This is a genomic window from Timaviella obliquedivisa GSE-PSE-MK23-08B (assembly GCA_019358855.1).
Classification (GTDB): Bacteria; Cyanobacteriota; Cyanobacteriia; order Elainellales; family Elainellaceae; genus Timaviella; species Timaviella obliquedivisa.
In genome coordinates this window covers 404,507-430,640 of sequence record JAHHII010000004.1, presented here as the reverse complement: position 1 = coordinate 430,640, position 26,134 = coordinate 404,507, and the positions used below count along the sequence as shown (strand labels likewise).

General features: G+C 48.1%; 26 protein-coding genes and 1 tRNA gene. 14 read left to right on the top strand and 13 right to left on the bottom strand.

Going from position 1 to position 26,134, the window contains the following annotated elements:
• Positions 1 to 145 precede the first annotated feature (145 nt).
• The 5 genes from KME11_10450 to KME11_10430 all read left to right on the top strand — a co-directional run bounded on the left by KME11_10450 (position 146) and on the right by KME11_10430 (position 6,523).
• Positions 146 to 1,111 carry a protochlorophyllide reductase gene (locus KME11_10450; protein ID MBW4515634.1) on the top strand — a complete coding sequence of 322 codons (966 nt, stop codon included), beginning with the start codon at positions 146 to 148 and terminating at the stop codon, positions 1,109 to 1,111.
• A gap of 91 nt (positions 1,112 to 1,202) precedes the next feature.
• On the top strand, positions 1,203 to 3,956 hold the full coding sequence (locus KME11_10445) for an SMC family ATPase (protein ID MBW4515633.1): 2,754 nt from the start codon (positions 1,203 to 1,205) through the stop codon (positions 3,954 to 3,956).
• A 10-nt stretch (positions 3,957 to 3,966) separates the two neighbouring features.
• Positions 3,967 to 4,572: a hypothetical protein gene (locus KME11_10440; protein ID MBW4515632.1), complete on the top strand. Its 606-nt coding sequence runs from the start codon at positions 3,967 to 3,969 to the stop codon at positions 4,570 to 4,572.
• A complete protein-coding gene (locus tag KME11_10435; protein MBW4515631.1) occupies positions 4,572 to 5,483 on the top strand; it encodes a flippase-like domain-containing protein in 912 nt (303 codons plus the stop codon). The genes KME11_10440 and KME11_10435 overlap by 1 nt, the downstream gene beginning before the upstream one ends.
• Before the next feature lie 29 nt (positions 5,484 to 5,512).
• Positions 5,513 to 6,523, top strand: coding sequence for a glycosyltransferase family 2 protein (locus KME11_10430; GenBank protein MBW4515630.1), 1,011 nt, complete (start codon positions 5,513 to 5,515; stop codon positions 6,521 to 6,523).
• Positions 6,524 to 6,726: 203 nt separating this feature from the next.
• Here KME11_10430 and KME11_10425 read toward each other — a convergent pair whose 3' ends face one another.
• Entirely contained in the window at positions 6,727 to 7,026 is a 300-nt protein-coding gene (locus KME11_10425; GenBank protein MBW4515629.1) for a 30S ribosomal protein PSRP-3, read from the bottom strand.
• 105 nt (positions 7,027 to 7,131) lie between these two features.
• Here KME11_10425 and KME11_10420 point away from each other — a divergent pair, with 105 nt between their 5' ends.
• Positions 7,132 to 7,944, top strand: coding sequence for a TIGR01548 family HAD-type hydrolase (locus KME11_10420; GenBank protein MBW4515628.1), 813 nt, complete (start codon positions 7,132 to 7,134; stop codon positions 7,942 to 7,944).
• 60 nt (positions 7,945 to 8,004) lie between these two features.
• Here KME11_10420 and KME11_10415 read toward each other — a convergent pair whose 3' ends face one another.
• The 4 genes from KME11_10415 to KME11_10400 all read right to left on the bottom strand — a co-directional run bounded on the left by KME11_10415 (position 8,005) and on the right by KME11_10400 (position 11,419).
• The gene (locus KME11_10415; GenBank protein ID MBW4515627.1) at positions 8,005 to 8,235 is read right to left on the bottom strand and encodes a hypothetical protein; all 231 of its coding nucleotides are present in this window, start codon (positions 8,233 to 8,235) and stop codon (positions 8,005 to 8,007) included.
• A gap of 158 nt (positions 8,236 to 8,393) precedes the next feature.
• A complete protein-coding gene (locus tag KME11_10410) occupies positions 8,394 to 9,407 on the bottom strand; it encodes a hypothetical protein (protein MBW4515626.1) in 1,014 nt (337 codons plus the stop codon).
• 137 nt (positions 9,408 to 9,544) lie between these two features.
• The gene (locus KME11_10405) at positions 9,545 to 10,645 is read right to left on the bottom strand and encodes a hypothetical protein (GenBank protein MBW4515625.1); all 1,101 of its coding nucleotides are present in this window, start codon (positions 10,643 to 10,645) and stop codon (positions 9,545 to 9,547) included.
• Positions 10,646 to 10,741: 96 nt separating this feature from the next.
• Positions 10,742 to 11,419 (bottom strand): hypothetical protein, encoded by a 678-nt coding sequence (locus tag KME11_10400; protein ID MBW4515624.1) that lies wholly within the window; start codon positions 11,417 to 11,419, stop codon positions 10,742 to 10,744.
• A gap of 147 nt (positions 11,420 to 11,566) precedes the next feature.
• On the opposite strand from KME11_10400, the gene KME11_10395 reads away from it, so the two are divergent.
• The 7 genes from KME11_10395 to KME11_10365 all read left to right on the top strand — a co-directional run bounded on the left by KME11_10395 (position 11,567) and on the right by KME11_10365 (position 18,028).
• Positions 11,567 to 11,640, top strand: a tRNA-Arg gene (locus tag KME11_10395).
• Between the two features lie 359 nt (positions 11,641 to 11,999).
• Positions 12,000 to 14,456: a phenylalanine--tRNA ligase subunit beta gene (pheT, locus tag KME11_10390; GenBank protein MBW4515623.1), complete on the top strand. Its 2,457-nt coding sequence runs from the start codon at positions 12,000 to 12,002 to the stop codon at positions 14,454 to 14,456.
• Between the two features lie 14 nt (positions 14,457 to 14,470).
• A complete protein-coding gene (locus tag KME11_10385) occupies positions 14,471 to 14,740 on the top strand; it encodes a hypothetical protein (protein MBW4515622.1) in 270 nt (89 codons plus the stop codon).
• Between the two features lie 94 nt (positions 14,741 to 14,834).
• Positions 14,835 to 15,917, top strand: coding sequence for a phosphotransacetylase family protein (locus tag KME11_10380; protein ID MBW4515621.1), 1,083 nt, complete (start codon positions 14,835 to 14,837; stop codon positions 15,915 to 15,917).
• Between the two features lie 204 nt (positions 15,918 to 16,121).
• Complete coding sequence (locus KME11_10375) at positions 16,122 to 16,298, top strand: hypothetical protein (protein ID MBW4515620.1); 177 nt, start codon at positions 16,122 to 16,124, stop codon at positions 16,296 to 16,298.
• Positions 16,299 to 16,606: 308 nt separating this feature from the next.
• The gene (locus KME11_10370; GenBank protein MBW4515619.1) at positions 16,607 to 17,191 is read left to right on the top strand and encodes a peptidoglycan-binding protein; all 585 of its coding nucleotides are present in this window, start codon (positions 16,607 to 16,609) and stop codon (positions 17,189 to 17,191) included.
• 243 nt (positions 17,192 to 17,434) lie between these two features.
• On the top strand, positions 17,435 to 18,028 hold the full coding sequence (locus KME11_10365) for a peptidoglycan-binding protein (protein ID MBW4515618.1): 594 nt from the start codon (positions 17,435 to 17,437) through the stop codon (positions 18,026 to 18,028).
• Positions 18,029 to 18,120: 92 nt separating this feature from the next.
• Here KME11_10365 and KME11_10360 read toward each other — a convergent pair whose 3' ends face one another.
• From KME11_10360 to speA, 5 genes are all read right to left on the bottom strand, one after another.
• Entirely contained in the window at positions 18,121 to 18,669 is a 549-nt protein-coding gene (locus KME11_10360) for an NAD(P)H-quinone oxidoreductase subunit J (GenBank protein MBW4515617.1), read from the bottom strand.
• A complete protein-coding gene (locus KME11_10355; GenBank protein MBW4515616.1) occupies positions 18,662 to 19,387 on the bottom strand; it encodes an NADH dehydrogenase subunit K in 726 nt (241 codons plus the stop codon). Before KME11_10355 ends, KME11_10360 begins: the two co-directional genes overlap by 8 nt.
• Positions 19,378 to 19,740 (bottom strand): NAD(P)H-quinone oxidoreductase subunit 3, encoded by a 363-nt coding sequence (locus tag KME11_10350; protein ID MBW4515615.1) that lies wholly within the window; start codon positions 19,738 to 19,740, stop codon positions 19,378 to 19,380. The genes KME11_10355 and KME11_10350 overlap by 10 nt, the downstream gene beginning before the upstream one ends.
• 120 nt (positions 19,741 to 19,860) lie before the next feature.
• Complete coding sequence (trmD, locus tag KME11_10345; GenBank protein ID MBW4515614.1) at positions 19,861 to 20,571, bottom strand: tRNA (guanosine(37)-N1)-methyltransferase TrmD; 711 nt, start codon at positions 20,569 to 20,571, stop codon at positions 19,861 to 19,863.
• 104 nt (positions 20,572 to 20,675) lie between these two features.
• On the bottom strand, positions 20,676 to 22,688 hold the full coding sequence (speA, locus tag KME11_10340) for a biosynthetic arginine decarboxylase (GenBank protein ID MBW4515613.1): 2,013 nt from the start codon (positions 22,686 to 22,688) through the stop codon (positions 20,676 to 20,678).
• A 413-nt stretch (positions 22,689 to 23,101) separates the two neighbouring features.
• Here speA and gshA point away from each other — a divergent pair, with 413 nt between their 5' ends.
• A complete protein-coding gene (gene gshA, locus KME11_10335; protein ID MBW4515612.1) occupies positions 23,102 to 24,238 on the top strand; it encodes a glutamate--cysteine ligase in 1,137 nt (378 codons plus the stop codon).
• Here the strand turns inward: gshA and KME11_10330 are convergent.
• Genes KME11_10330 through fabD form a run of 3 tightly spaced genes read right to left on the bottom strand, consistent with a single transcriptional unit; the run spans position 24,235 to position 26,090 of the window.
• Positions 24,235 to 24,540 carry a DUF2288 domain-containing protein gene (locus KME11_10330; GenBank protein ID MBW4515611.1) on the bottom strand — a complete coding sequence of 102 codons (306 nt, stop codon included), beginning with the start codon at positions 24,538 to 24,540 and terminating at the stop codon, positions 24,235 to 24,237. The genes gshA and KME11_10330 overlap by 4 nt on opposite strands.
• Positions 24,541 to 24,561: 21 nt before the next feature.
• The gene (locus tag KME11_10325) at positions 24,562 to 25,200 is read right to left on the bottom strand and encodes a 1-acyl-sn-glycerol-3-phosphate acyltransferase (GenBank protein ID MBW4515610.1); all 639 of its coding nucleotides are present in this window, start codon (positions 25,198 to 25,200) and stop codon (positions 24,562 to 24,564) included.
• Positions 25,200 to 26,090, bottom strand: coding sequence for an ACP S-malonyltransferase (gene fabD / locus KME11_10320; GenBank protein MBW4515609.1), 891 nt, complete (start codon positions 26,088 to 26,090; stop codon positions 25,200 to 25,202). Before fabD ends, KME11_10325 begins: the two co-directional genes overlap by 1 nt.
• Between the last annotated feature and the right edge of the window lie 44 nt (positions 26,091 to 26,134).

Genomic DNA, 26,134 nt, shown 5'->3' with positions numbered 1-26,134 from the left:
TCAAGCTCTGGAATAATTCTCAGCATACTGAGGCAGATGCTTCGCCTCTGCTATTTACATTTGTTTAACCTAGCCACTCAAATTGCCATATAAGCGCCAGGGTGTGAGATTCTGAAAGCATGACGCTCAATGGAGTTTAGAGAACATGGCACAGCAATCAACAGTCGTCATCACGGGGGCTTCTTCGGGAGTGGGCTTACAAGCCGCCAGAGCTTTGACGCAAACGGGGCAATGGCACGTTGTCATGGCTTGTCGAGATATTCCCAAAACCGAGAAAGCGGCTCGATCGCTTGGACTGCCACCCGACAGATACACAATCATCCGCCTTGACTTAGCCAGCCTAGAGAGCGTGCGTCAATTTGCTAAAATTTTCCGGGAAAGCGGCAGATCGTTAGATGCCCTGGTGTGCAACGCCGCAGTTTATCTGCCACTACTTAAAGAGCCGATGTATAGCCCTGATGGCTACGAAATCAGCGTTGCCACCAACCACCTCGGACATTTTCTGCTCTGTAATTTAATGCTGGAAGATTTGAAGAACTCTGGCAACCCAGAGCCAAGGCTGATTATTTTGGGAACAGTCACCGCGAACCCAAAAGAACTGGGCGGCAAAATCCCCATCCCAGCACCGCCAGACCTCGGAGAACTGAAGGGATTTGAGGCAGGATTTAAAGCCCCGATCGCCATGATTGATGGCAAAAAGTTTAAAGCAGGCAAGGCTTACAAAGACAGTAAACTCTGCAACGTGCTAACGATGAAAGAACTGCACCGACGCTACCACGATTCCACAGGCATTGTCTTCAGTTCGCTTTATCCAGGCTGCGTTGCAACTACGGCGCTTTTCCGCAACAGCTATCCGTTATTTCAGAAGATCTTCCCTTGGTTCCAAAAGAATATTACGGGCGGATATGTTTCTGAGGAACTGTCGGGCGATCGCGTTGCCGAAGTGGTTAGCAAGCCTGAATACAACCAATCAGGAATGTACTGGAGTTGGGGAAATCGGCAAAAGGAGGGGCGACAAGCCTTTGTCCAAGAGGTTTCTAACGAAGCTAGCGATGTTGAAAAAGCTAAGAAGCTCTGGGATTTGAGCGCTAAATTAGTTGGGCTATCTTAAGAATTTACGTGCCAAAACTTGTTTTCTGTGGTGCAATTGTTCTACAGAGCGAGTTTTGCCCAATCTTTTGAGACAGCAGACTGAACAGCGTATGGAAATCCTCTCGGTTACCCTCAAAAACTTTAAGTCGCACAGCGATCGCCAGTTCGTTTTTCAGCCTGGAACTAACGCCATTTGTGGCGAAAACGGAGCCGGAAAAACCAGCATTTTAGAGGCGATCGCCTGGACGCTGTTCAACTACCGAGGCGGATATAACAAGGACGATTTAATTCGCAACGGTTCAGGCAGTGCTCAAGCCAGAGTGGCATTCATTTCTAGCCGAGACGGACGTACCTACGAGGTTGAGCGCTGCACCACTAAAGGCTACACGCTGTTTGACCCCCAGCTTAATGTGCGACTCGATTATAAACATATTGAAGATGAAATCATGCCGTGGCTGCGGCAGCAGTTTGGCGTTGCGCCTGGAACAGATTTAGGACAGCTTTTTGCCAACACGATCGGCGTACCCCAAGGAATGTTTACCGCCGATTTCTTGCAAGCCTCTGAGAAACGCAAGCCGATTTTTGATGCAATCTTGAAGGTAGGTGAATATCGGCAAACAAATCAGCAAATGCTGTCGTTGGAAAAGCACAGTAAGGCAGAAGTAGAAAAACTAGAAGCGGCGATCGCCCAGTACGAGGAAAGTTTGCAAGAATGGCAGCCTTTGCAGCACCGTCAGAACATGATTAGCCAAGAAATTATTGCTAATGAAGCCAGCTTGCAGCAGTTGCAAACCGAGTTAAATGAACTCCAAAATGAAAAGGAGCGTCTTTCAAACCACGCTCAGGCTGTGCAAAGCATTACTTCTCGGTTGCAGCAAATTACGATTAAAACGGCAGCCGCACAGCAAGCACAGAGCCGAATTTTGCAATTGGTGGAGCGATCGCAATCGGCAGTTGCCATTTGCACCCAAAACAAAGTGAGCTATCAAGCTGTTTTGAAAGCCGAAGCCGAGCTAGAACAATTGGATCAACAAGTCAAACAACGACAGGCGTTAGCAAAACAGCGAGAGAAACAGCAGGCGGCGAGAGTGGCGCAAGAAACCCAACTGACCAAGCTGAATTTACAACTAGAAAACCTGACCCAAGCAGCAGCAGAAATTGAACAACTTCAACCATTAATTGTGCAGCAGGTGGCGTTAGAACAGCAGCAATCTGCTATTGCCGAACAGTTTAATCAGATCCAAGCAATTAAGTTAGAACAGCAAAGCTTGAGTCGCCAAATTACAAAGCTTCAAGCCGAGCAAGCTAAGCTGACGCAAGAAATCGTCCGCATTCAGGCATTAGCAGCAGACGCAGACCAGATTACTGAATTGGAGCAGAGGCGCGATCGCCTGCAAGAGCAACTGAGCCGAGTTGAAGCTGCCAAACAGTTTGAAGCCGAATTACGGCAATTAGTGAGTGAGGGCGAAAGTCGGGGCGATCGCCATCAACTGCAAGCCGAAGACGCGATCGATGCTCTCCAAAAAATCTTGCAAACTTCGCCGCTTCCTGCTGCCCAACTCGCCCTAGAAACCATTGAAGCCGGGATAGAACTTAACACCGAGTTAATCAATTCACTCTGGAAAATTCTGGCAGATTTATCAGAACAAACCTCTGTCCCCAAGCTTCAGCAGCAACTCCAACACCTTAAAACCAAGCTTGATATTGCTTACCAATCTCGTGCCGAACTCTCTGGGTTGGCGGCAAAGCAAGCGCAGCACGCTAACCTCCAAGCAGAAGTCAACCAATTAAACGATCGCCTCACTGAACTCGCCCAGCAGTTAGCCGCCGAGCCAGAGCTACAGCAGAAGCGATCGCACCTCGCCACCAGCCTGATAAACCTCGCGGATCCACGCGGTCGGAGTCAGCTTCTATCTAGAGATTTGCAACAGCGTCCTACTCTGCTCAGCCAACAACTAACCATTGTCGAACAACGCAATCAGATACAAGTATTGATCGCTGAATTTGATGATCAGCTTAATGAGTTTGCCAACCTGGATACAGAGATTGAGCAACAAAAACAGAATCGTCAGGAGCATCAGCCCGCCTACTTGATTTATCTACAATATCAAAATGATGCGAATCAACTTCGTAAACTAGAACCAGAACTACAAACAGCAACCATTCAGCTACAAGAATTGCAGGTAGAGCAGAACGAAATCCAGACCGAGAGCGATCGCCTCCTTAAAGACTATGATCCCGCGCTCTGGCAACAAGCTGAAACCGCATATAGTCACAGACGAAGTCAGGCTGATCAACTTGCTGGAGGATTGCCGCAACAGCGTAAACGACTTATGGAAATTAGTACTCAAATTGCAACGCTCCAAGGCATTGCTCAGAAATGCGATCGCGCCGCCGAAGAACTTCAGCAAACCGAAAAAAACAAGCGCTTTATCTCCTTCGCGCGCAAGGTCTACAAAGAGGCAGGGCCCCGCATTACTGAACGCTACGTGCAAACTATCTCCCACGAAGCCGATCGCCTCTTCCGAGAATTAATGAATCGCCCTAACGTAGCGCTGGAATGGACAAAAGATTACGAAATTATTGTACAAGAAGGCGCTCACAACCGCCGATTCATCAATTTATCCGGTGGTGAACAAATGTGTGCAGCATTAGCAGTACGATTAGCATTGCTACGCGTATTGGCAGATATTGACATCGCCTTTTTTGATGAACCCACTACCAACATGGATCGACCCAGACGAGAAAGCTTGGCAGAAGCGATCGCCAACATCAAAACCTTCCGTCAACTCTTTGTCATCAGCCACGACGACACCTTCGAGAAATTCACAGAAAACGTTATTCTAGTGATGCGGGAAGTGTAGAGGAACTTAAATGCCGTTCACAACCTACAAAGGCATAGGCGATGTTCTTAAGGACTATCAGATTGTCTCAATGGAGATGGATTTTGTAACAGAAGTCTCCTTCGTTAATAATGAGGCATTCAAAGCAGATATTGAATTTAGCCTCAGAGAAGTTGTTTTTGACAATTCAGAATATGCCGTTTGTGAAAATTTAATTTATCCCACCCTCAAGGAAGTTTATAAACGCCATAAAGAGCATTTCAGCCTTTGGAGCCATCAGCCCATTAGCTTTAATGAAAAACTGTGCGGCATTCCAGATTATATTGTGGCGAAGCGATCGCCCCTAGGTAAATTTGTGTTCGACCAACCTTACATCATCGTTGTAGAAGCCAAGCGAGATGATTTTGCTGAAGGCTGGGGACAATGTTTAGCAGAAATGGTCGCTGTTCAAAAACTCAATAGCGAATTGCATCAACCCATTTTTGGAATCGTTTCCAATGGTAAAGTTTGGGAATTTGGACGATTGGTGGCAAATCAGTTTGTCAAAAATATTAAGGTCTATACAATCTATGATCTAAATTGCTTAATGAACGCCATTAATGGAGTTTTTGTACAATGTGAGGCTGCCATCGCCTAATGGCTATCATCAAACTCTCTCGCCTCAAGCCTTACCTCCGCTGGATCATTTTGGGCGGAACCATCTTTTTTATTGCGAGTGCTATTCGCCAAAACTGGCAAGAAGTTGCTGCCATTCGGATCACTGCAACCGGATATCTTAAACTGGCGATCGCCCTCCTCGTCACCCTCCTCGCTCACATTTGGTCAGGCTGGGTTTGGAGTTGGATCTTGCGCGAACTCAATCAACCCGCTTCAGGGTTATGGAGCATTAGAGTCTATCTCACCACCAACCTCGCCAAATATCTTCCTGGCAACGTTTGGCACTTTTATGGCAGAGTCATTGCCGCTAAAAATGCTGGTTTTTCCGTCGGGGCAGCAACCGTAAGCGTATTGCTAGAATCCTTGCTCATGGCCGCCGCCGCCTTGGCGATCGCTCTCATCACTGGCAACCGCACCAACAGTGTTATTCAATTCCTCTGTCTATGCGCCGTCTTAATCGCCATTCATCCCAGAGTTCTAAATTCGCTCCTTCAACTTGCTAGCCGCCTCAAAGGAAAACCTCAAGATGTTCAGGTTGCTCAACTTCAACCACCCGTTCAAATTCGGCAATATCCCATTCTGCCATTGCTAGGCGAAGCCGGATTTGTGACATTGCGCGGGCTAGGTTTTTGGCTGACCTTATTGGCATTAAGCCCGATCGCTCCGACTCAAATTTCCTCAATATTGAGTGCATTTAGTTTTGCCTGGGTGCTAGGGCTGGTGGTGCCAGGTGCACCTGGAGGCATTGGTGTATTTGAAGCCACTACGATCGCCCTGCTCGGTTCCCAGATTTCTTCAGGCATCCTTATTGGCGGCGTAGCGCTTTACCGAATCATTAGTATCCTTGCCGAAGTCGGTGGAGCAAGTTTAGCGGGGGTCAAAACTCGGTAGAATAGAGCCTGTTTCACAAGGCGAGTCTTATGAGTACGTCGTTCGTGCCCCAAGGGTCACAGGAAATATCTGGGTTTCGCCCCGTCCAGTTTAAGGTTTCGGTCGTGGTGCCTGTTTATAACGAGGTCGAAAGTATTCCTCGCTTAGTTGAGGCGATCGCCACAGCCCTCCAAGACCAGCGCATTGCCTACGAAACCATCTGCGTAGACGACGGCTCTAAAGACGGCTCTGCCGAGCTTCTCAAAAAGCTTGCCCAAGACCGCACTGACCTCCGCGCCGTTTTACTGCGCCGCAACTACGGACAAACCGCCGCTATGGCAGCCGGGTTCCATCATGCCATGGGACAAGTCATCATCACCCTAGACGGCGATTTGCAAAACGATCCCAGCGATATTCCGCTGCTCTTAGAGAAGCTCAACGAAGGCTACGACATGGTTAGCGGCTGGCGCAAGCAGCGGCAAGACGACATGTTCACCCGCCTCATCCCCTCTAAAATTGCCAACTGGCTGATCGGCAAAGTCACCGGAGTCAATATTCACGACTACGGCTGCTCACTCAAAGCCTATCGCTCTGAGTTAGTTATGGACATGAACCTCTATGGTGAACTGCATCGCTTCCTGCCTGCTCTGGCATACATTGAAGGAGCAAAAATTGCTGAGATGCCTGTCATTCATCACGCTCGTCAATTTGGACGTAGTAAATACGGGCTAGGACGAACCTTTCGGGTATTGATGGATTTATTCACCATCTTCTTTATGAAGAAGTTCTTGACCCGCCCTATGCATGTGTTTGGGCTGTTTGGACTGTTAGCAATATTGCTAGGAACTGGGTTAGGAGGCTACCTAACATTTTTGAAGCTGGGATTAGGACAAAGCATTGGCGATCGCCCCTTACTTATCCTTGCCGTTGTCTTGTTCCTAACGGGCGTCCAACTCTTCAGCTTTGGTCTACTCGGCGAACTCCTAATGCGAACCTACCACGAATCACAAAACCGCCCCATCTACCGAGTCCGAGAAGTCATAGAATCTAAAACTAATTAAAAAGGGACAGAATTAATCTGCCCCTATTAGAGGATGTCTGAGAAGTATCAAAGATTCTTACACTTGCCCCCCAACCCACGATTCTGGGGGACTTCCGCACCAATCCTCCTTCAAAGTCCCCCAGAATGGTGGATTCAGGGGGCGGATCGGATAGTAATCTAGACTTCGCAGACATCCCCTCAAACCGCCTCAAGAAAAATCTGCTAGTTGCTTCCTGTAAAAGCAACTTCAGGAAATCTGGCTTGGGCATCATTCATAGAGGTACGCTTACCCTCTTCTTGCCAAAAGTTGATGACTTCAGTCGCTTTGTTGAGCAACTCGAAGCGATCGCTCTCAGCAATCCAATGCTTGGCTTCTAGCTCAGACTTCAACTGTTCCCAAGCATCATTCCGAGGCCAGAAGAAATACGAAGTCAAAGGACTTGTGCCTTTACCCACAATTTGATCAACCGCCAATGCCACATTCTGTTCTAGCCAGAGAACCTTTAGAATAAACTTTGTCAAACAATCCTCCCGAACGACTGTTGCGTTCCCAAACTTTACAACGATCCCTTATTGTATCTACAGATCTGAAGAAAAAGATAGCGCCTGAGGAGGAGTGTTGGGGCAGTGAAGAATTTTGTCATCGTAATTTTTGATATTGATGGTGTCATCCGAGACGTTAGTAACTCTTACCGTCGAGCCTTGGCAGATACCGTCGAGAAATTTACCCAGGGGGCATATCGTCCTAGTCAAGCTGACATTGATGCACTGAAAGAAGAAGGTATTTGGAATAATGATTGGGAAGCCTCGCAAGAATTGACCTATCGCCACTTTGAGCGGCAAGGGCAATCTAGAGAGCAACTTAACCTCAATTATGAAGCGATCGTAGATTACTTCCAACGCTGTTACCGGGGCACGGAGCTAGATTATCCTGACCAATGGAACGGCTACATTACCCAGGAGCCGTTGTTACTGCAATCGGCTTACCTTCAGCAACTCACCGCAGCCGGAATTCTGTGGGGCTTTTTTAGCGGCGCTACACAAGGGTCGGCTCGCTACGTCCTGGAAAAACGGTTGGGGTTGCAGTCCCCCGTCCTCGTAGCAATGGAAGATGCACCAGGTAAGCCTAATCCCACTGGGCTATTCCAGGCAACCCTGGCGGTATCTGCGAAGCAGCGCGTCCAATTATCTCCTGACTCTCTGCCCGTAATCTACGTGGGAGATACGGTCGCAGACATGTATACAGTCACTCAAGCGCGCACTCAACAGCCCGATCGCCAATGGGTTGGGGTCGGCGTTTTGCCACCTCATGCGCAAGCATCTGCTGACTACGCAACCGATTACACTGACAAGTTAAAGCAAGCAGGTGCAGCGATCGTTCTCAGCAATGTTGAGCAGTTACATCCTATGCAAATTGGCAGGCTACTGAATAGTCAATAGTGCAATCCAGTGCAATCAGTAAACAGCACGATCGCGGTAGGGAGGGCGATCGCGGTGGGGTTAATACTGGGAAGATTCTAGAAATCGAACTGGCTTAGGCAAGTTAGCCCTCAGCAATCTCTCAATTAAAGCAATAGGAATGACCACCGGGAAAAAGACAGATCCTACAAATACAGCTACCCACGAAATAACATCTGCCTTAGAGGCAGAATGATCGGCTAGGAATCCCCCTAAAAAGATACAGAGCATGAGGGAGGCGATCGGCAGGTATAAGGCAATTAAAATTTGCATGATCCTAGTCCAAAGAGTTTAATTCATCGAAACATTACACTGCAAGGCAATGAATCCTTCTCTGTTTACAGTTCCTTTATGAAAGGATCAGGACACTTTAAGATGAAGATCATAAAAGAGCATTCTAGTTGCCCTCTGCAAAGGAGGAGCAATAAGCCTCACAGCGAGTAAACTTGCCCATCAATTAAAAGGCGAGTAATTCCCTTGGCTTGTAGATAAGGTCTAACTTTGCTAAAAACCCTACCATCAGGAACCTTAACCACTCGTTGCATTCGTCGCATAAAGCGCTTGGCAATTCGATGATTGTCAAAAATCGGTAATGTTTTCTCTTGAATTTCCTCTAAAGGAATTTGCCCAAGCTCTGCAAAGTCTTTCAGAGGACGAGTAATGAGTTCAGAGGCGCGATCGACAACGACATAGCAAATTTTGGGAATCGCATTTTCGACCAAGGGCTGAACTTGGACAAACCCTTTACTATCAACCTGAATTGTCCCAAATGAACCCATGTCATCTGTGAGTTCATCGTCGTCTAATCCATCATCGTCCAAATCGTCGTCATCTAAATCACTGTCTAGCTCATCATCTAGGTCAGAAAATTCCTCACTAGCCAGCAACAGAGATTTGCTGACGGGTTTCTCAAACCGAGAGGGCTCAGAGAACTCGTCTACCTCTGTTGGGGTAGGTAGTTGAGTAGAAGGTGACAACGCAGCCTCTGTCATTGCTTCTTCAACAACCTGGCGATTTCGTCGAATGACAGGCGCACGGCTCTTAAAGGGTTCTGGCGCGGGTTCTGGCTGCTCGGAATGGGTAACTAATTCAGAGGCAGCGTGAGTGAATACTTCAGAGGGAGGCGAGGGTTCTGGTTTAGTAAGAGCATCAGGCTCATTAAAAATCTCAGGCTCATTGAAAATCTCAGGCGAGACTAGGGCAGCAATCCCAGGAATGGTAAGACTTTCCTCAGGTTGTGCCTGCCCTTTATAGGCTCCCGATCGCTTTTGCTGAATGAGCGCCTCATACTCTGATTCCGGCAAAGTTTGCTTCAACAGTCGGCTAATTGTGCTGGTGCTAACGCTATATCGACTCGCTAGAGTAGTGGTAGATTCTTCTAACACTTGTCGATAGAGGTTGAGGATATCTTGCTTATCGGATTGAGACAGTTTTTGGGGAGCCATACCGACAAATTCCTCGACCAGTGATCTTAAATCGTGAGATGACGAGCTTGCAGCGTCTCAGCTTATGGCAAACCATAACTTTTGCTTCAGCAGGCTTGACGATTTTATCTCAGATTTAGGAACTTGTGGGGAAACCTTTAGGCTCTTCTACGGGCGCTACGACGACGAGTAGACAAGTCAAATTCTAGGGCTGCACCAATGGCGAACAAGCAGCCACTAAAGATCCAAAAGACTTCAGGCAATGCCCCAGTTTCGTAGTTTGTAATATATCGGGTGGCGTAGTTGAACCACAGATCGGCAATGTAGTAAGAAAGAGAGGCAGCAGCAATGAAGCGCCAAGATAGCGAGAACCGTCCGCCCCAGAATGCTAAGAGTAACGTGGTTGCCATAACCACCAGAATGACATCCCCAATAATGTAGAGCCAACCCACTGTGCTGGCTAAGGGTTCTAGCTGTTTTTCAAGTGCGATCGCCCAGGCTGGCACTTCTTCAGCGGTTTTCTCTGGCTGTGGGCTAGCAGATTCTGGAATAACAGATTCTGGAGTAACAGATTCCGGGACAACAGGTTCTGGAATAACAAGTTCTGGAGCATCACTGGCAGAAGGAAGGGGAGAGGCGATCGCGGGTGATACAGTCGGTGTAGTAAAAGGCTGTAATGGAGGAGAGGCGATCGGAGAAACTGCCTTTTGAGATGATGACGCGGCTTGAGCGACTATTAGAGGAGTTGCCGCATTCGCTGAACTAGGAGCAAACAAAGTTGCAATCATAATCCCAACCGCAGCCATACCTGCAACAATTATCCATTGCAAGGGAGCTAAGTTAAGCTGTTTGGAGGTAATCGCTTTAAACAAACCAAAGCCCAAAAATAAGTAGGTCAGAATAAAGAAGAGATCACCTGGTGATACTTCAGGAGAATTGCCTAACCCAATTTCCCAATACGACAATAGCAAGTTGCCTAGCGAATATGAGAACATGCCCATCCCAATAGAGAACCACACCAGACCGCCGCTGACAATTTGTGAACTCCGCCAATTCCGAAAGCATAGATAACCTGCCCCTAGGAATGACATATTTTCTAAAACGTAAGTGGTGACTGTATACCAAACTGGGCGACCTTCATCGGGTGTGGCAGCGCTAAATAGAAGAAAAAACAGTAAGGCAACGACTGACCAGGCGGTTGCAACCAAGACAACAGTTTGAATGGATGGGAAAGATTGGGTAGAAGACTTGTTGCTCAAAGGACTGTTCCTCACAAAGGAAATACACGGCAAAAACTCATCATTATCATGCCCACTGGTCAGCGAATCTAACCTTGCCTATTGGTGAAACAGCGCCTATTGCCAAAGGCTACCCATAGGCGATCGCTTCAGCCAGCCTAAAAACTGATTGCGATCGTGAGATGGCATATCTTGTAAAGATTCCATTACCCGTCGAGTAAAGCTGGCGTTACCAAAGTGCTGCTTTCCTAGCCGATGCAACTCTTGCAACAATGCCACCAAGTGCTGCTCTCGCCAGGGCGGCACTTGTAAAGATTCCAGAGGATCTACTTTAAGAATTTGGTCAATTGCATCGATCGATTCGGTTTGAGGAAAACGACCTTGCTGAAAGACCGTTGTAATTTCTTTGTGAAATACATTGAGTTGCCGAGTGCCCAGCATATCTTCAATATCCATATAAACCGATTGCAACAATAGCAGGGAAGCTTGCACAAAAGCGGGAGAAGCTTCTCCTTTTTGGGGTTGAGGCTCTGGTGCAGCTTCGGCAGTTAATTGATCAAGGTGAATTTTTCCCCAAATGCTAAAGCGCTCGGGTTCTTCAAGCAGAACACAGGCTTTACCCCGGTTGTCGGTTAAGTCTCGCCAAAAAGATTTTGCCTCCTCTTCCTGGGCAGCTTGGAACACGCTAATCAAGCGAAAAGTTTGTCCCTGATAGGTCAGAATCGGCACCTGCTGATCCTTTTTGGGATGTGGAATGCTGGAGAGTTGGACATCCTGCCTTTTTAAGATAAACATGGTGTGGCGACCTGACTCCTCTTTGGCGGGATGGGCAAACTAGCCAGTTGTAATGTTATAGTGATGCACGAAAGATCAGCAAAGCTGCCAATATTGCAACTAGTCTGCCCACGTTTGGGGCTTAGCATAACGAAGCAGGAAAAGTCGGCTCCAGTAGCTCAGTTGGATAGAGCATCTGCCTTCTAAGCAGACGGTCACAGGTTCGAGTCCTGTCTGGGGCGTATTAAAGGGTAATTGTCATAACCCAAGCCAAACCAAGATTCGCCACTTTTGAAGAGTATTTGTCCTACAGCGCTGAGATGGAAGGACGCTTTAGTTAATGGAGAGTTGGTTGAATTGCCACCAGAAAGCGAAAGGAATGATTGGATTGCAATAATTTTGAGAGATTGGTTAACTCAAATCACTAGCCGTCGAAGAATTCGCCTAGGAAAATGAGATCTAGGAATTCGATAGAAGCGGGACGATCGCCTAAAACTCCCGTAAACGATCGCCATTACAGCAAACAATAGCGCCTAAAACAGCGATTCCCCGATAGAATTATTGGGTTAATCCTTATGAATATCCACTCTCAGGCGGCGCAATGCGGATCTCTTTGAATTGGTTACGGGAACTCGTCGATATCACCATGACCCCAGAGGAATTGGCAGAAGCGTTGACCATGGCTGGGTTTGAGGTCGAAGAGATTGAAGATCGGCGGACGTGGGCAGAGGGCGTGGTCGTTGGCAAAGTGTTAACGCGTGAGCCTCACCCCAATGCCGACAAGCTCAGCGTTTGTACGGTCGATATTGGCGGCAATGAGCCTTCGACCATTGTTTGCGGAGCCGCAAATGTGCGGGCAGACATCTATGTGCCAGTGGCGACTTTAGGTAGCTATTTACCAATTGTAGATCTCAAGATTAAGCCTCGGAAGTTGCGAGACGTGCCCTCAGAAGGAATGATTTGCTCGTTGGCAGAAGTAGGATTAACAAAGGATTCGGAAGGCATTCATATTTTTACAGAAGAGAATTTGCGGGTTGGAACCGATGCCCGATCGCTTCTAGGACTTGATGATGTAGTGTTGGATTTGACCTCAACAGCAAACCGAGCAGATGCCCTCAGCATGGTCGGCATTGCGCGGGAAGTGGCGGCAATTACTGGGGCAGCGTTGAGGTTGCCAGAACCCGCAGCGATCGCGACCCAGCAATCTGGAGATTTAACGATTCGGATTACCGAGACTCAGGCTTGTCCAATTTATATCGGAACGGCGATCGCTGGGATAAAAATTGCACCCTCACCCCTGTGGCTACAGCGACGATTGCAGGCAGCAGGCACGCGTCCTATCAATAATGTGGTAGACGTGACAAACTACGTGCTGCTGGAGTGGGGGCAGCCCCTTCATGCGTTTGATCGCGATCGCCTTCAGGCCCTCATTCCATCCAGTGCACCCTCCCTGAACATGGGCGTTCGCTTTGCTGACCTTAGCGAAACCTTGACCACTCTCGATAGCCAAAAGCGAACTCTGCAAGAACAAACTTTGGTAATTACAGCCAATGATCAGCCTGTGGCACTAGCAGGCGTAATGGGTGGCGAATCCACCGAGGTCTCCGCAGAGACCCAAAACCTGATACTGGAGGCAGCAATTTTTGACCCTGTGGCAATCCGACGATCGGCGCGATCGCAGGGCATTCGCACAGAAGCTTCGACCCGCTACGAGCGAGGGGTGAACCAAGCAGCCGTTGGGATTGCCTGTCAGCGCGCGTTGGGGCTAATTCTTGAACTGGCGGGCGGAATAATTGGAACGCAAGCCGTTACTGACAATCGCCCAGGACAAACCGAAACAGTACGCACTATTGATCTGCGTTTAGAGCGAGTGAATCAAGTTTTGGGACCGATTAATCTCACAACAAACGACGAGGAAGAATCAGAAGTTGCTGATTTACAGGCAGCAGACGTAGAACGAACCTTAACTGCTTTAGGCTGCCAGCTTACCCCTAGCAAACCTGGAGTTTGGTCGGTCACAGTGCCGCCTTACCGCTACCGAGACTTGGAGCGCGAGATTGATTTAATTGAAGAAGTGGCGCGGCTTTATGGATTCAATAAGTTTTGCGATACGCTGCCCAGCAAAACTGAGCCAGGGTTTCTCTCTGTTGAACAAGCCTTGAGCCGTAAAATTCAGGCAGCATTTCAGGCGGTAGGGCTAACAGAAGTGATTCATTATTCTTTGGTTAAGGCAGAGTCTCAGGATCAAGTCTCCCTGGCTAATCCTTTGCTGGCTGAGTATTCGGCACTTCGCACTGAGTTAGTACCCGGTTTGATCGATGCGTTTCAGTACAACTTAGAGCAGGGCAATGGGGCATTGAATGCCTTTGAAATTGGGCGCGTGTTCTGGCGCGATGAGGAAGGACTGGCTGAAGCCGATAAGGTGGCAGGAATTATGGGCGGTGATGCTAAGCAGGGGCTTTGGACGCAAAGTGGACGGGAGCAGCCGATGAGTTGGTTTGAGGCAAAAGGTCGGCTGGAAAGTGCCTTTCAGAGGCTGGGACTAGGAGTAGAATATCAGCCCGATCGCCGGGATACTTCGCTTCATCCGGGTCGGACGGCTTCGCTGTGGGTGCAGGGCGATCGCTTGGGCACCTTTGGGCAAATCCATCCTCAGCTACGGCAAGAGCGAGGGCTACCTGATGAAGTGTATGTCTTTGAACTAGATCTAGATGTGATGTTCGATCGCCTCGATCAGGACGAGCAGATCACTCCGATTTTTCAGGTGTATTCTCCTTACCCGGCTTCTGATCGGGATATTGCCTTTTTTGCCTCGGTCAAAATTTCCGTGGCAGAGCTAGAGCGAACCATTAAGAAGGCGGGTGGAACGTTGCTAGAGTCTGTGACATTGTTTGATGAATATTTGGGAGAGAATGTGCCCGAAGGGAAACGAAGTTTGGCGTTCCGGTTAGTATATCGGACGGGCGATCGCACCCTCAAGGATGAAGACGTAGAGCCGATTCACAAGAAGGTTCGGGATGCATTGGTTGAAAAGTTTAGTGTGGATTTGAGAAGTTAAGCGGAAATTTAAGAATGCCAAAATACATTATGTGGGGCAGCTATTGCCAGGATGTTTTGGAAAGACGTGTCTCTTTTCGTCAAGCGCATCTGGAGGGTTTAGCTCAACAGAAAGCAGCAGGGACTTTGGTGACGATCGGTCCAACGCAAGATTTAACTCAAGTGTTTGGCATTTACGACGCAGAAAATGAGGCGATCGTGCGGCACCTGGTCGAAGCCGATCCGTATTGGCAAAATGGCATTTGGACAAGGTATGAAATTAAGGAATGGATACAAGTCTTCTGAGCTAGCTTTATGCTGTTAAACAATGCTTAACTAAAGTCTTGGTTAAAGTTCTAGTTGAACAGTCGTCCGGCAAGTTTATCTCAGGAGCGGGGTCGTGCCTAAGTCCTCAAAGTATCTTTTAGTAGGGTCTTCAGAAGCTTATAGTGGTAAGTCCGCTGTGGTTCTGGGGCTGGCTAGTCAGTTTAAAGAGAAGGGAATTGATATTGCCTATGGCAAGCCGATCGGTACTTGTCTAAGTGAATCTCAAGTCGATACGCTAGATGAAGATGTGCGGTTCATTGCTCAAACCCTGAATCTGCCGGAGAATCGCCTACTGCCTACGCTGCTTTCTCTAGATGAAACCACAATTACTAGAAAGCTTTCTGGGCAAGATCCAGTGAATTATGGGCAAGCCCTTCAACAATACGCGTCTACCTCAGACTTAGTGCTGCTAGAAGGCTCTAGTAGCCTGGAAGAGGGCAGGCTGTTTGATTTGGCGATGCCGCAAATGGCGGAGGCGCTGAACGCTTCGGTGGTTTTGGTGGCGCGCTGTCAGTCGGGGTTGGTAGTAGAGAGGCTGATGGCGGCAAAGCAACAGTTGGGCGATCGCCTCATTGGGGTTTTGCTGAACGATATTCCCTCAGCGCAGATGGATCTGACCCATACTCAGATCAAGCCATTTTTAGAGAAGCAGGGTATTGATGTTTTAGGAATGCTGCCCCACAGCGACCTATTGCGCAGCGTTAGCGTGGGCGAATTAGTTCGTCGGTTAAATGCTGAGGTGCTCTGTCGCCCCGATCGCATGGAGCTAATGGTAGAAAGCCTCAAAATTGGGGCAATGAATGTTAACTCGGCATTGGAATATTTCCGGCGGGCATACAATATGGCAGTCGTGACCGGGGGCGATCGCACCGACATTCAAGTTGCGGCGCTGGAAACTTCTACGCAATGTTTAATCCTGACAGGACATTTGCCTCCTACAGACACCATTCTCAGCCGCGCCGAAGACCTGGAAGTCCCCATTCTTTCAGTCGATCTCGATACGCTGACAACGGTAGAAATTATCGACAAAGCCTTCGGGCAAGCCCGCCTGCATGAGCCGATCAAAGTGCAAGAAATCTGTCAGATGATGGCAAATCATTTTGATGGCGATCGGCTTTTGACAAAGTTAGGGTTGGAGCCTGTGGCAACTCCTTAGCCCGTTGTGCAACCTAGCTTAAAGCTTGTTGATCCACAGTCAGCTTAAAACTATTGAGGCAACTATCTAGGTTAAGAAACCTAACTAAGTTTGTATCTTAGTTACAAGATAACTGGGTCAAATTCATCTCCGAATGTTTAGATGATAGGTTGGTTAAACAGATGACATGAAATCACATTTAATCAACTTATTCGTATTTAAACAATGTACAAAGACTCTAAGAAAGACTGGCTGGGTGGTGCGGTAACAGCGGCTTTAGGAGCAGGCGTTGTTACCTCTTTTGCTATTAGTCGAGGGCAACATCCTTTACTCGCTTTAGGCATTACTGCGATCGCGGTTACAGCAACTCTCCTAATCGATCACCATCTTCCAAAAAATTAACTTTAGAAAACAGCCTTCTGACTTCTGCACTCTTACGATGTGGAAGTTTTTTTTGGCTAAAATCACTTCATTATTATTAGAATTCGTGTAAGATACTTTCCTGAAAAGAGAAAAGCTAAGTCTAGGGCAAAATCATCCAAAGTTGGACAAGTATTCCATTCACATCAAGCTATATATATTTTTCATACATGGGTTAAGACGCGCTGGCGTGAGTGGTGCTGGTTCATAACTTTTGCATTGCTAGGTTATCTCTTCGTGGAAGGTTACTGTGTCGTCCTGATCAATTCATCACAATGGGTCATTGCACTATGAAAATCTTTCAATTTATCTTCTCAGTTCTGCCGTTGATGCTGGTCACCGCTGCGTTAGTGCCTGCCGCGAGTTCAGCCTCTGCTCCAACGGTAGCGCGTCCCTCAGGCTCGACTGCTTCACCTCAGTTAATTAGCCAAGCCGGGATCATGAGTCTTGGGGGGAGCGGACCCTTAGTCAGTCAGTTGCAGGAAGATCTAGCCAGTTTAGGCTATTACAGTGGCACCAACACAGGTTACTTTGGTTCGGTGACTGAAGAGGCAGTTATACGCTTTCAGCAAGCTGTTGGGCTGACTGCTGATGGACGAGTGGGCCCTGCAACCAGTGAGGCGATTCAGCAACGGATTGGCACAGGATCCACACCAGTACCTGTCAGCACAACCTTAAGGCTTAACGATACAGGTGCGCAGGTTTCTGAGTTGCAAAGAAGACTGATCACCTTGGGATATTTTGATGGCTCTGCAACTGGCTTTTTTGGTTCTCAGACCCAAGCTGCTGTCATTAATTTTCAACAAGCTAATGGGATAACAGCAGATGGAATTGTTGGGATAGGTACAGCAGAAGCCTTGCGGCAAGCACAGTAAATTAAGTTTGTTCTATTGCTTAAAATTGAGTTAAATGCTCATCTAAACGAGAAGTTTAACTTCCAATTTTTGTTTACCCTGCCTGATTAATATTTTATTCACGCCAAGCCATATATTTTTCATACATTGGTAGGATATGCTGACGTGAATAGTACTAGCTTGTAGCTTTTGCCTTGTTAGTTACTTTCCTCGTAAAGAGTTACTTATCGTTCTAACCAATTCATCACAATGGGTCATTGCAGTATGAAAATCTTTCAATCTAGCTTCTCGGTCTTGTCGTTGCTGCTGACAACCGCCGTTTTAGCTCCTGTAGCTAGTGCTGTGTCGGCACCAGCGCTGACAAGCCCCTCGGCTTCGTCCCCTTCAACTCAACTGATTAGCCAAGCTGGGATCATGAGTCTGGGGGGTAGCGGTCCATTAGTCAGTGATTTGCAGGAAGATCTAGCCAGCTTGGGCTATTTCAGTGGCATCAATACAGGTTATTTTGGCTCGGTGACTGAAGACGCAGTCATTCGCTTTCAGCGGGATGCTGGGCTAACTGCTGATGGACGAGTGGGCCCTGCAACCCAGGAGGCAATTCAGCAACGGATTGGCGTAGGAGCACCTGCCGTTCGACCTCCAGAGTCTTCAGGCACTTTGCTACGAAGAGGTGATAGTGGAGACCGAGTTTTAGGTCTTCAAAACCTAATGCGGCGGGAAGGCTACTTCAGCGGTGAGGCAACAGGTTATTTTGGTTCGGTTACTGAAGCAGCGGTTTTGGCAGTTCAGAGAGCAAATGGATTAGTCGAAGATGGCATTGCCGGTCCCGCTGTTTTTGCGGTAATAGGTGGGATCTAATTCTTTGAGGTATGAATTAGTCGTGTTAGCTTGAAAAAAGAAGGCGAAGGAGTTGTCCTTCGCCTTCTTTCTTTGTAATTTTGTAAGTGCTTTTAGTAGGCATCCTGAAGTTCAAAGAAATCAGGGGAGATGTAGTCTTTGCGAAGGGGCCAGCCTACCCAATCTTCGGGCATCAGCAGACGCTTGAGGTTTGGATGCCCTTCGTAAAGAATGCCGAACATATCGTAGCTTTCGCGCTCTTGCCAGTCTGCCCCTTTCCAGATCCAGTAGACCGAAGGCACTTTTGGATCTTCGCGGGGGAGAAATACTTTGACCCGAACTTCTTCAGGGCGATCGGCGTTATCGCTGATTTTAATTAAGTGATAGACGCTAACCAGATCACCACCTGACCCTGTATCGTAGGCGCATTGATACTGTAAGCAGTTGAACCCGTAAGCGTAGAGAGCAGAGCAGAAGGGAAGGAGGAATTCGCGATCGATTTTTAGGATTTCTGTCCCTAAATGGTCAGGCGCTAATGCTTCATGTTCAAAGCCATTCTCAGCCAGCCATTTAGAGATTTTTCCAGTCTCAACGACTGCTGTCTCAGTAACGGTTGGTTCAGTTACAGCTTCAGGCTGTAAGGGGGTTGCTTCTTCAGCCACGGATGCTCTCCTTTTGAGTTTGTTCTAATGCAGGAGAAACAGGCATTCCCATGGCTTCCATCAATTCCTTAGGAGGCGCTTGGCGAGCGTCTGACTTGAGGTAATTGCCTGTCAGGATCTCAGGAACGACTTTCATCTTGTGAGCTTTAGTGTGGTAGCGATGGGTTTGTCCTAAGCTTCCTCGTTCTGCCAAAGCCTCATTAGAAATCTTTTTGCGCAGTTTGATGATGGCATCAATAATAGCTTCAGGACGGGGAGGACAACCAGGGATGTAAACATCTACAGGAATTAGTTTATCGATACCTCGGACTGTTGTCGGAGAATCCATGCTAAACATGCCGCCTGTGATAGTACAAGCACCCATCGCCATCACATATTTGGGGTCGGGCATTTGCTCATAAAGCCGGACTAGGGCGGGAGCCATTTTCATGGTGACTGTTCCCGCAACAATGATGAGATCGGCTTGGCGAGGGCTAGAGCGAGGCAATAGACCAAAGCGATCGAAATCAAAGCGGGAGCCAATTAGGGCGGCAAACTCAATGAAGCAGCAGGCAGTGCCATAAAGCATAGGCCACAGGCTAGAGAGTCGTGCCCAGTTATGAATGTCATCTACGGTTGTGAGAATGACGTTCTCTGAAAGCTCTTGAGTAATTTCGGGTCTACCCGCTTTGTTAATTAAGCTGTCTGAAATATTTTCGATCGGGGGTGTCATGACCATTCAAGTGCTCCTTTACGCCATGCATAGACGAGTGCAACAACTAGGATTGAAATAAATACCAGGGCTTCGACGAAGGCTAATAATCCTAATTGATTAAATGCCACTGCCCAGGGATAGAGAAACACTGTCTCAACATCAAAGACAACAAAGACTAAGGCGAACATGTAATAGCGAATGTTGAATTGAATCCAAGCTGCCCCCAAAGGTTCCATGCCCGATTCGTAGGTAGTCGATCGCTCAACGCCAGTGCGACGTGGGGCGGTGACGAGGGAAATTCCTAACGCTAACAGCGGCACGAGGGTGCAGACCAGCAGGAAAACCAAGAAGTATTCGTAGCCGTTAAGTGAAAACACAATGAGAGCGACCGTTTTAGTAGGGGTGGACTCACCTTGTATGTTACCGCTTTTTCCTGTGTGGAGAGGTGAAAGTTCCCTCGACTTCATACTAACAATTGATGAAACCCATTGAGTTTGTTAAGGATCGCTGAGATGAGAGCCAGGATTTTCTTTGAGCCATGCTTCCCAAAGATCAGGACGGCGATCGCGCGTGCGTTTCATTTGCTGCTGCTTGCGCCATTGTGCGATCGCCCCATGATTTCCTGAGAGCAGCACGTCCGGCACTTTCCACCCCCGAAACTCTGCCGGACGAGTGTACTGTGGATAGTCTAATAGTCCTGATTCAAAGCTTTCTAATTTCAAAGATTCTTCTTTGCCCACGGTTCCCGGCATGAGGCGGACAACGCCATTCAGTAGCGCCAAAGCTGGGATCTCGCCACAGGTCAAGACAAAATCGCCTAACGATACTTCCCGTGTGACTCCATGCAATACTCGTTCGTCAATGCCTTCGTAGTGCCCGCAGAGAATCACCAATTGGTCGTAGCAGGTTAGCTCTTGAAATAATGACTGATTCATTGTTTTACCCTGCGGAGTCATAAAAATGACTTCTCGCCGAGGCAAAATGGGAATCGATTCGATCGCCGCAAAAATAGGTTCGGGTTTGATCAACATTCCCACGCCGCCACCATAGGGTTCGTCGTCAACCTTATGGTGCTTATCGGTGGTGAAATCGCGCGGGTTCGTGAGATGAACCGCAGCAATTTGGCGGGCGATCGCTTTTCCCACTAAGCCAGAGCTAAGGGGAGAAGTAAAGAAATCAGGAAACAGAGTAATAATGTCGAAACGCACAGTCGTATTTTGGAAGAACCATTAGTCCATATCGTTGAGTTTGCCAGTTGACATGAAATCAAAGCCTTTCATAGTTCTTAGCTATGGCTTTAATACTGACTTAATTACGAAGATAAATACGTGTATTGACTTAAACTTTGCTCATAGTTTTGCAGCAGCATTTGCGATTCTTGCAATGTAATTTGATGATCTTGCAATGCTTGTTCAGTACGCCGACGAATGTTCTCAATCAAATCCTCAGAATCATACTGAACATAGCTCAATACCTCTTTCATGGTGTCGCCTTTCACCACATGTTCAATCTCGTAACCCTTGGGTGTGAGCTTAATATGAATGGCGTTTGTATCACCAAATAGATTGTGTAAATTGCCCATAATTTCTTGATAGGCTCCACCCAGGAACATGGCGAGGTAATAAGGCTCGTGAGGGTGTAGGTCATGGAGTTCTAGGACAGATTTTACATCTCGCAAATCAATGAACTGGTCAATCTTGCCATCACTATCGCAGGTCAGATCGGCTAATGTACCTCGCTGGAGCGGTTCTTCCCCTAAGCGATGGATAGGCATAATGGGAAATAGCTGGTCGATCGCCCAACTATCGGGAGCCGACTGAAAGACAGAGAGATTGATGTAATAAATAGAAGACATGATCTTCTCTAGATCTTCCAAGTCATCAGGCACATACTCTTGTTGCCGCACGATCGCCTGAATTTTGTGACAACACGCCCAGTAAAGCCTTTCTGCCCTAGCACGTTCGGTCAAGCTCAGGTAGCCAAATCCAAACAGGCTGATGGCTTCTTCTTTAAACTGGGTTGCGTCGTGATATGTCTCTTGGTAGTTTTCAACGGTAATAGACTGGTAGGTTTCGTAGAGATTCCGAATGATTAAATGCTCTTTGTCGTGTGCTGGAGTGGGCACTTCGGAAGAGACATCGCTGGTGCCTAGCACATCAAAAACTAAAACAGACTGATGAGAGGCGATCGCTCTTCCACTTTCACTAACCAAAGTTGGCACGGTTAAGCCCTTTTCCTCACAAGCCTCCTTAACCTCTGCCACGACATCGTAGGCATAGTTCTGCATACTGTAATTTTTAGAAGCGTGGAAGTTAGTTTTAGACCCGTCATAATCCACTGCCAAACCGCCACCCACATCGAGATATTGCATGTTTGCGCCCAGATTTGCCAGTTCCACATAAATTTGGCTGGCTTCTCGGATGGCATCTTTAACCACGCTAATGGCAGAAATTTGGGAGCCAATGTGAAAGTGCAAAAGCTGGAGCGAGTCAAGCATGTCTGCGGCTTTAAGGCGATCGACCGCGTTAATAATTTCAGGAATCGTTAAGCCAAATTTGGCGCGATCGCCCGCCGACATGCCCCAGCGCCCGATGCCCTTATTATTTAGCTTAGCCCGAACTCCCAGCAAAGGCTTAATGCCAACTTTGTGACTAGCCTCAATCACCAAATCCACTTCTTCGGCTTGCTCCAAAACGATGATGGGCGTGTACCCCAACCGTTGTGCCAGAATTGCCGTTTCAATATATTCTTTGTCTTTGTAGCCATTACAAATGACGAGAGCACCCGGCGTATCTAGCATTGCCAAAACGATCATTAACTCTGGCTTTGAGCCTGCTTCTAGTCCAAATAAATGAGGCTTACCAAAGCGTACCAGGTCTTCAATTAAGTGCCGCTGCTGGTTGCATTTAACCGGGAAAACGCCTCGATAAACTCCAGGATAGTTGTAGCGCGCGATCGCTCTAGAAAAGCAAGCATTTAGCCGTTCAATGCGGTCTTCTAAAATATCTGAAAAGCGAATTAATAAAGGTAGTCCTAAGTTGCGCTGTTTGAGAGCATTGACCAATTCAAACAAATCGAGAGAACCGCCGCGATCGCCCTGAGGAGAGACAGTCACATGTCCAGCCGCATTAATTGAGAAATACGGTTCACCCCAGCCCTGAATCCGATAAAGCTCTTCACTATCTTCGATCGTCCAAGACTTTTTAGGCTGTTCCACGTTTGCCGCAGCTTTTTGCGAGTTCACAGGTTTTGCTGTGGATATTTCCTTCTGCTCCACATCCTTTTCAGCCACTTTCTCAACTGCTGCTTTAGACTGCTTTCCCATTCTGTTTCAACCTGGCACGCGATGTAATCTGAGAGTATAGCTTACTCGCTTTCCAAAGCGCTGCCCATCTAAAGTTCATAATCTTGAAATAATACGGCTTTAATCTCGACAAACTAGCTGCACTTAAATCATTATGTTGCGACCACTGAACTCTGGGTTGTTCCAAATGCTTCACCGCCCAGCCCTCGCGCAGTATGAGGTGTAAGTCTGCTCGAAAATAGCTGGTTACTAGAAACGTCTGGAGTTTTCTGTGAGCGCGATCGCCCATTAATACAGCCCTATTCTAAGTTGCTATTGGTAGTTCAGAAGGTGATGTGGCGTGATGGCTTACGCTTATTCCTCTCGATACTGCATCCATTTTCCTTGATACTGAATAATGAGAAGATGGAAAGCGCAATTTGAGAGAAACCGACATGTTAACCAAAGGCTTTGAAGTCGAAATGTACACGGGTACGCCCCAAGGAGAAATTGTCGGTCTTTCAGACAGAATTGTGGCGGACTTAGATGGCTTTATCCGCGAACCGGATAGTCGCAATGTTGAGTACACAACGGCTCCCTTCTGTCGCTACGAGCGGTTGCTGTGCGAGCTAGTGCGTCCGCGTGTGCGGCTTAGGCAGTACTTAGAAAAGCTGGGCAACTACACTTTGATTCCGGGCAGTACTTTAGCCTTGGGCGGGGGCGATCGCTTCTACCGCTCTGATCCTGCTAATCCTTACCATGACTACATTGAGCAAACCTACGGCACCACGGTTGTGACCGCCAGTATTCACATTAACATCGGCATCAGCGACCCCGAAAAACTGATGCGTGCCTGTCGTCTAATTCGGGTAGAAGCCCCGCTCTATCTGGCTCTCAGCGCATCTTCGCCTTTCTTGGATGGCAAAGTTACAGGCAGTCATTCTTCGCGGTGGAGCGTCTTTCCTAAAACGCCTGCCCATGTACCGTTGTTCAACAGCCATCGCCACTATATTCAATGGACGGAAGAGCAGTTGGTGTTAGGCACGATGCAGAACGTGCGGCATTTATGGTCGGCAGTGCGCCCCAATGGCGATCGCCGTCCTTATAATCTCAATCGTCTAGAGCTACGCATTTCTGATCTAGTAACAGACCCGATCGCCCTTCTCGCTATCACTGCCTTGCTAGAAGCCCGACTGACGCAGCTTCTAGAAGATCCTAGTCTTGATCCGCTGGAAGGAAGCTCACTCAGCACTGAGGATTTAGTTGCTCTGACTGATGCCAATGAACTTGCCGCAGCCCATCGCAGCTTAGATGCCGAACTGCGCCACTGGAAAGATGGTCGCCCCATTTTGGCTAGAGATTGGATTACAGATCTCTACGAAGAAGTTTGGGGATTTGCCAAATCTAAAGGCTTTAGCTGTTTCCTTTCTCCCCTCAAGAAAATTTTGAGAGAAGGGAATGAAGCGCAGCGATGGCTCAAGAAAATTGATCAGGGCTTAACCCCTTCTGAAGTGCTCACTCAGGCAATTGGAACGATGGAATTTCAAGAGGCTGCCCTCTCCGATGACATCTGCCAGCCTTTGGTCGCTTAATTAATCTGTAGACTCAGTTCGTCTTGTACTAATACATAGGGCTGTACAATCAACGCCTTGAACCGCCGAGTGCGATCGCCTGCCCACTCTACAATTTGCTCAGGTGAAGGCTTACTGAGCAACTGTTCGCCAATCCAATGCTGCACCGACGTTGTGTTGTCAGAAGCGATCGCCACCCCCACATCCAACAGATCCAACCCTGGATCAACCACCACCACGACATCGCGCTGGGCATGGGGCATTAGCCACTCCCACTCTGCTTCATCCAACAGCTTTTCTAGATCCGCCCTCAAGTTCTCCATGCTTTTAGCCCTCAATTACTTTTAGCGTCCTAAATCATGCAGGGCATGAATCGCTTTTACGCATTTTTGCGTCACTGCTACCAGCTCCTCCCGTTTGCTTGAAGCAGGCGGGGCAATTAACTCACCAACCCGCACCGTAATCGGTACAGGCTGAGGAAACCGACTGCCTTTTGGCATAATTCTTGACGTTCCCCATAGACTGATAGGCAGCAGCGGTACCTGTGCCTTGGCGGCAATCATGGCTGCACCTAGCTTTGCAGTAGGAATGCGCTCGTCAGAAGTGCGTGTCCCCTCTAAAAATAGCCCGATCGCCCATCCTGCTTCCAGTTGGGCTAAAGCCGCCCGGATGGCACTGCGATCGGGCGAACCTCGTTTCACCGGATACGCCCCATAGACTTGAATTGCCTGACTTAACCCAGGAACCTGAAAAAGTTCTTCTTTCGCCATGTATGACACTGGACGACGAACACAGCTTGACAGCAGCGGTGGGTCAAAATCGCTGGCATGATTTGCCACAATAATCAGTGCGCCTTTCTGGGGCACCTGTTCCGCTGCATAAACCCTTCCCCGAAAGTAGGCATGTAGCACGGGACTAACGATCGCCCACTTGAACAAGTGATAGAACACTTGGCTAATCAACGGCTCACGTTCAGCGGTAATTATGGCAGACATGACGACACATGAGCCAATCCACTCACATTTTCCAAGACTAAATCTGGACAAGTACGCTTAATAATTCCAGTCAAGACTTTCCCCGGCCCTACTTCTACGACTCGCGTCATGCCCTCTTTAGAAAGCCGCAAGGAAATTTCTCGCCACCGCACCGCGCCCGTCATTTGGCGATTGAGGCGTTCTTTCAAAGTTGTAGCTGCGATCGCTGGACTGGGTTCCACATTTGCTAAAACAGGCACCCGCGCATCTCGAAACGGCACCGATTCTAAAACTTTCTCAAACTCTGCCGCTGCCGCTGCCATGAACGGCGAATGAAATGCCCCACTGACATTCAGCTTCAGCGATCGCTTTGTCTTAACTTGGGCGATTACCGCATCTACCGCTTCTACGCTGCCCGAAATCACAACCTGAACCTCATTGTTATCGTTTGCTAATACCACACCTGGAGTTTGGGCAATCACCGCTTCCAACTGCTCTCGGTCGAACCCCAATAGCGCTGCCATTGTGCCGTCTGAGGCATGATCCATGAGTTCTGCCCGCCGCTTTACCAGGTGTAACCCCGCTTCAAAATCAAACACATCAGCGGCATAGAGCGCCACATACTCGCCCAGGCTATGACCCGCAACAATCTGCGGCGTTTGACCTTGCGATCGCAGTAAATCTACTAGAATTGCTTCCAGCGTGTACAGACAGGGCTGCGTGTAGAGCGTTTTAGACACCTTGTCTTCTGGGTTCTGGCAAACTTCAGGAACCGACCAACCTAGAATTTTCTCAGCCTGCGTCAATTTTTCTTGAGCAGCAGGCAAATCATATAAATCAACTCCCATCCCGATCGCCTGAGAACCTTGTCCTGGAAACACCCATGCAGTTTTAGTCATTGCGGTTCAAATAAAAGAAGTGAAATAAACGAACTTAAACGAGT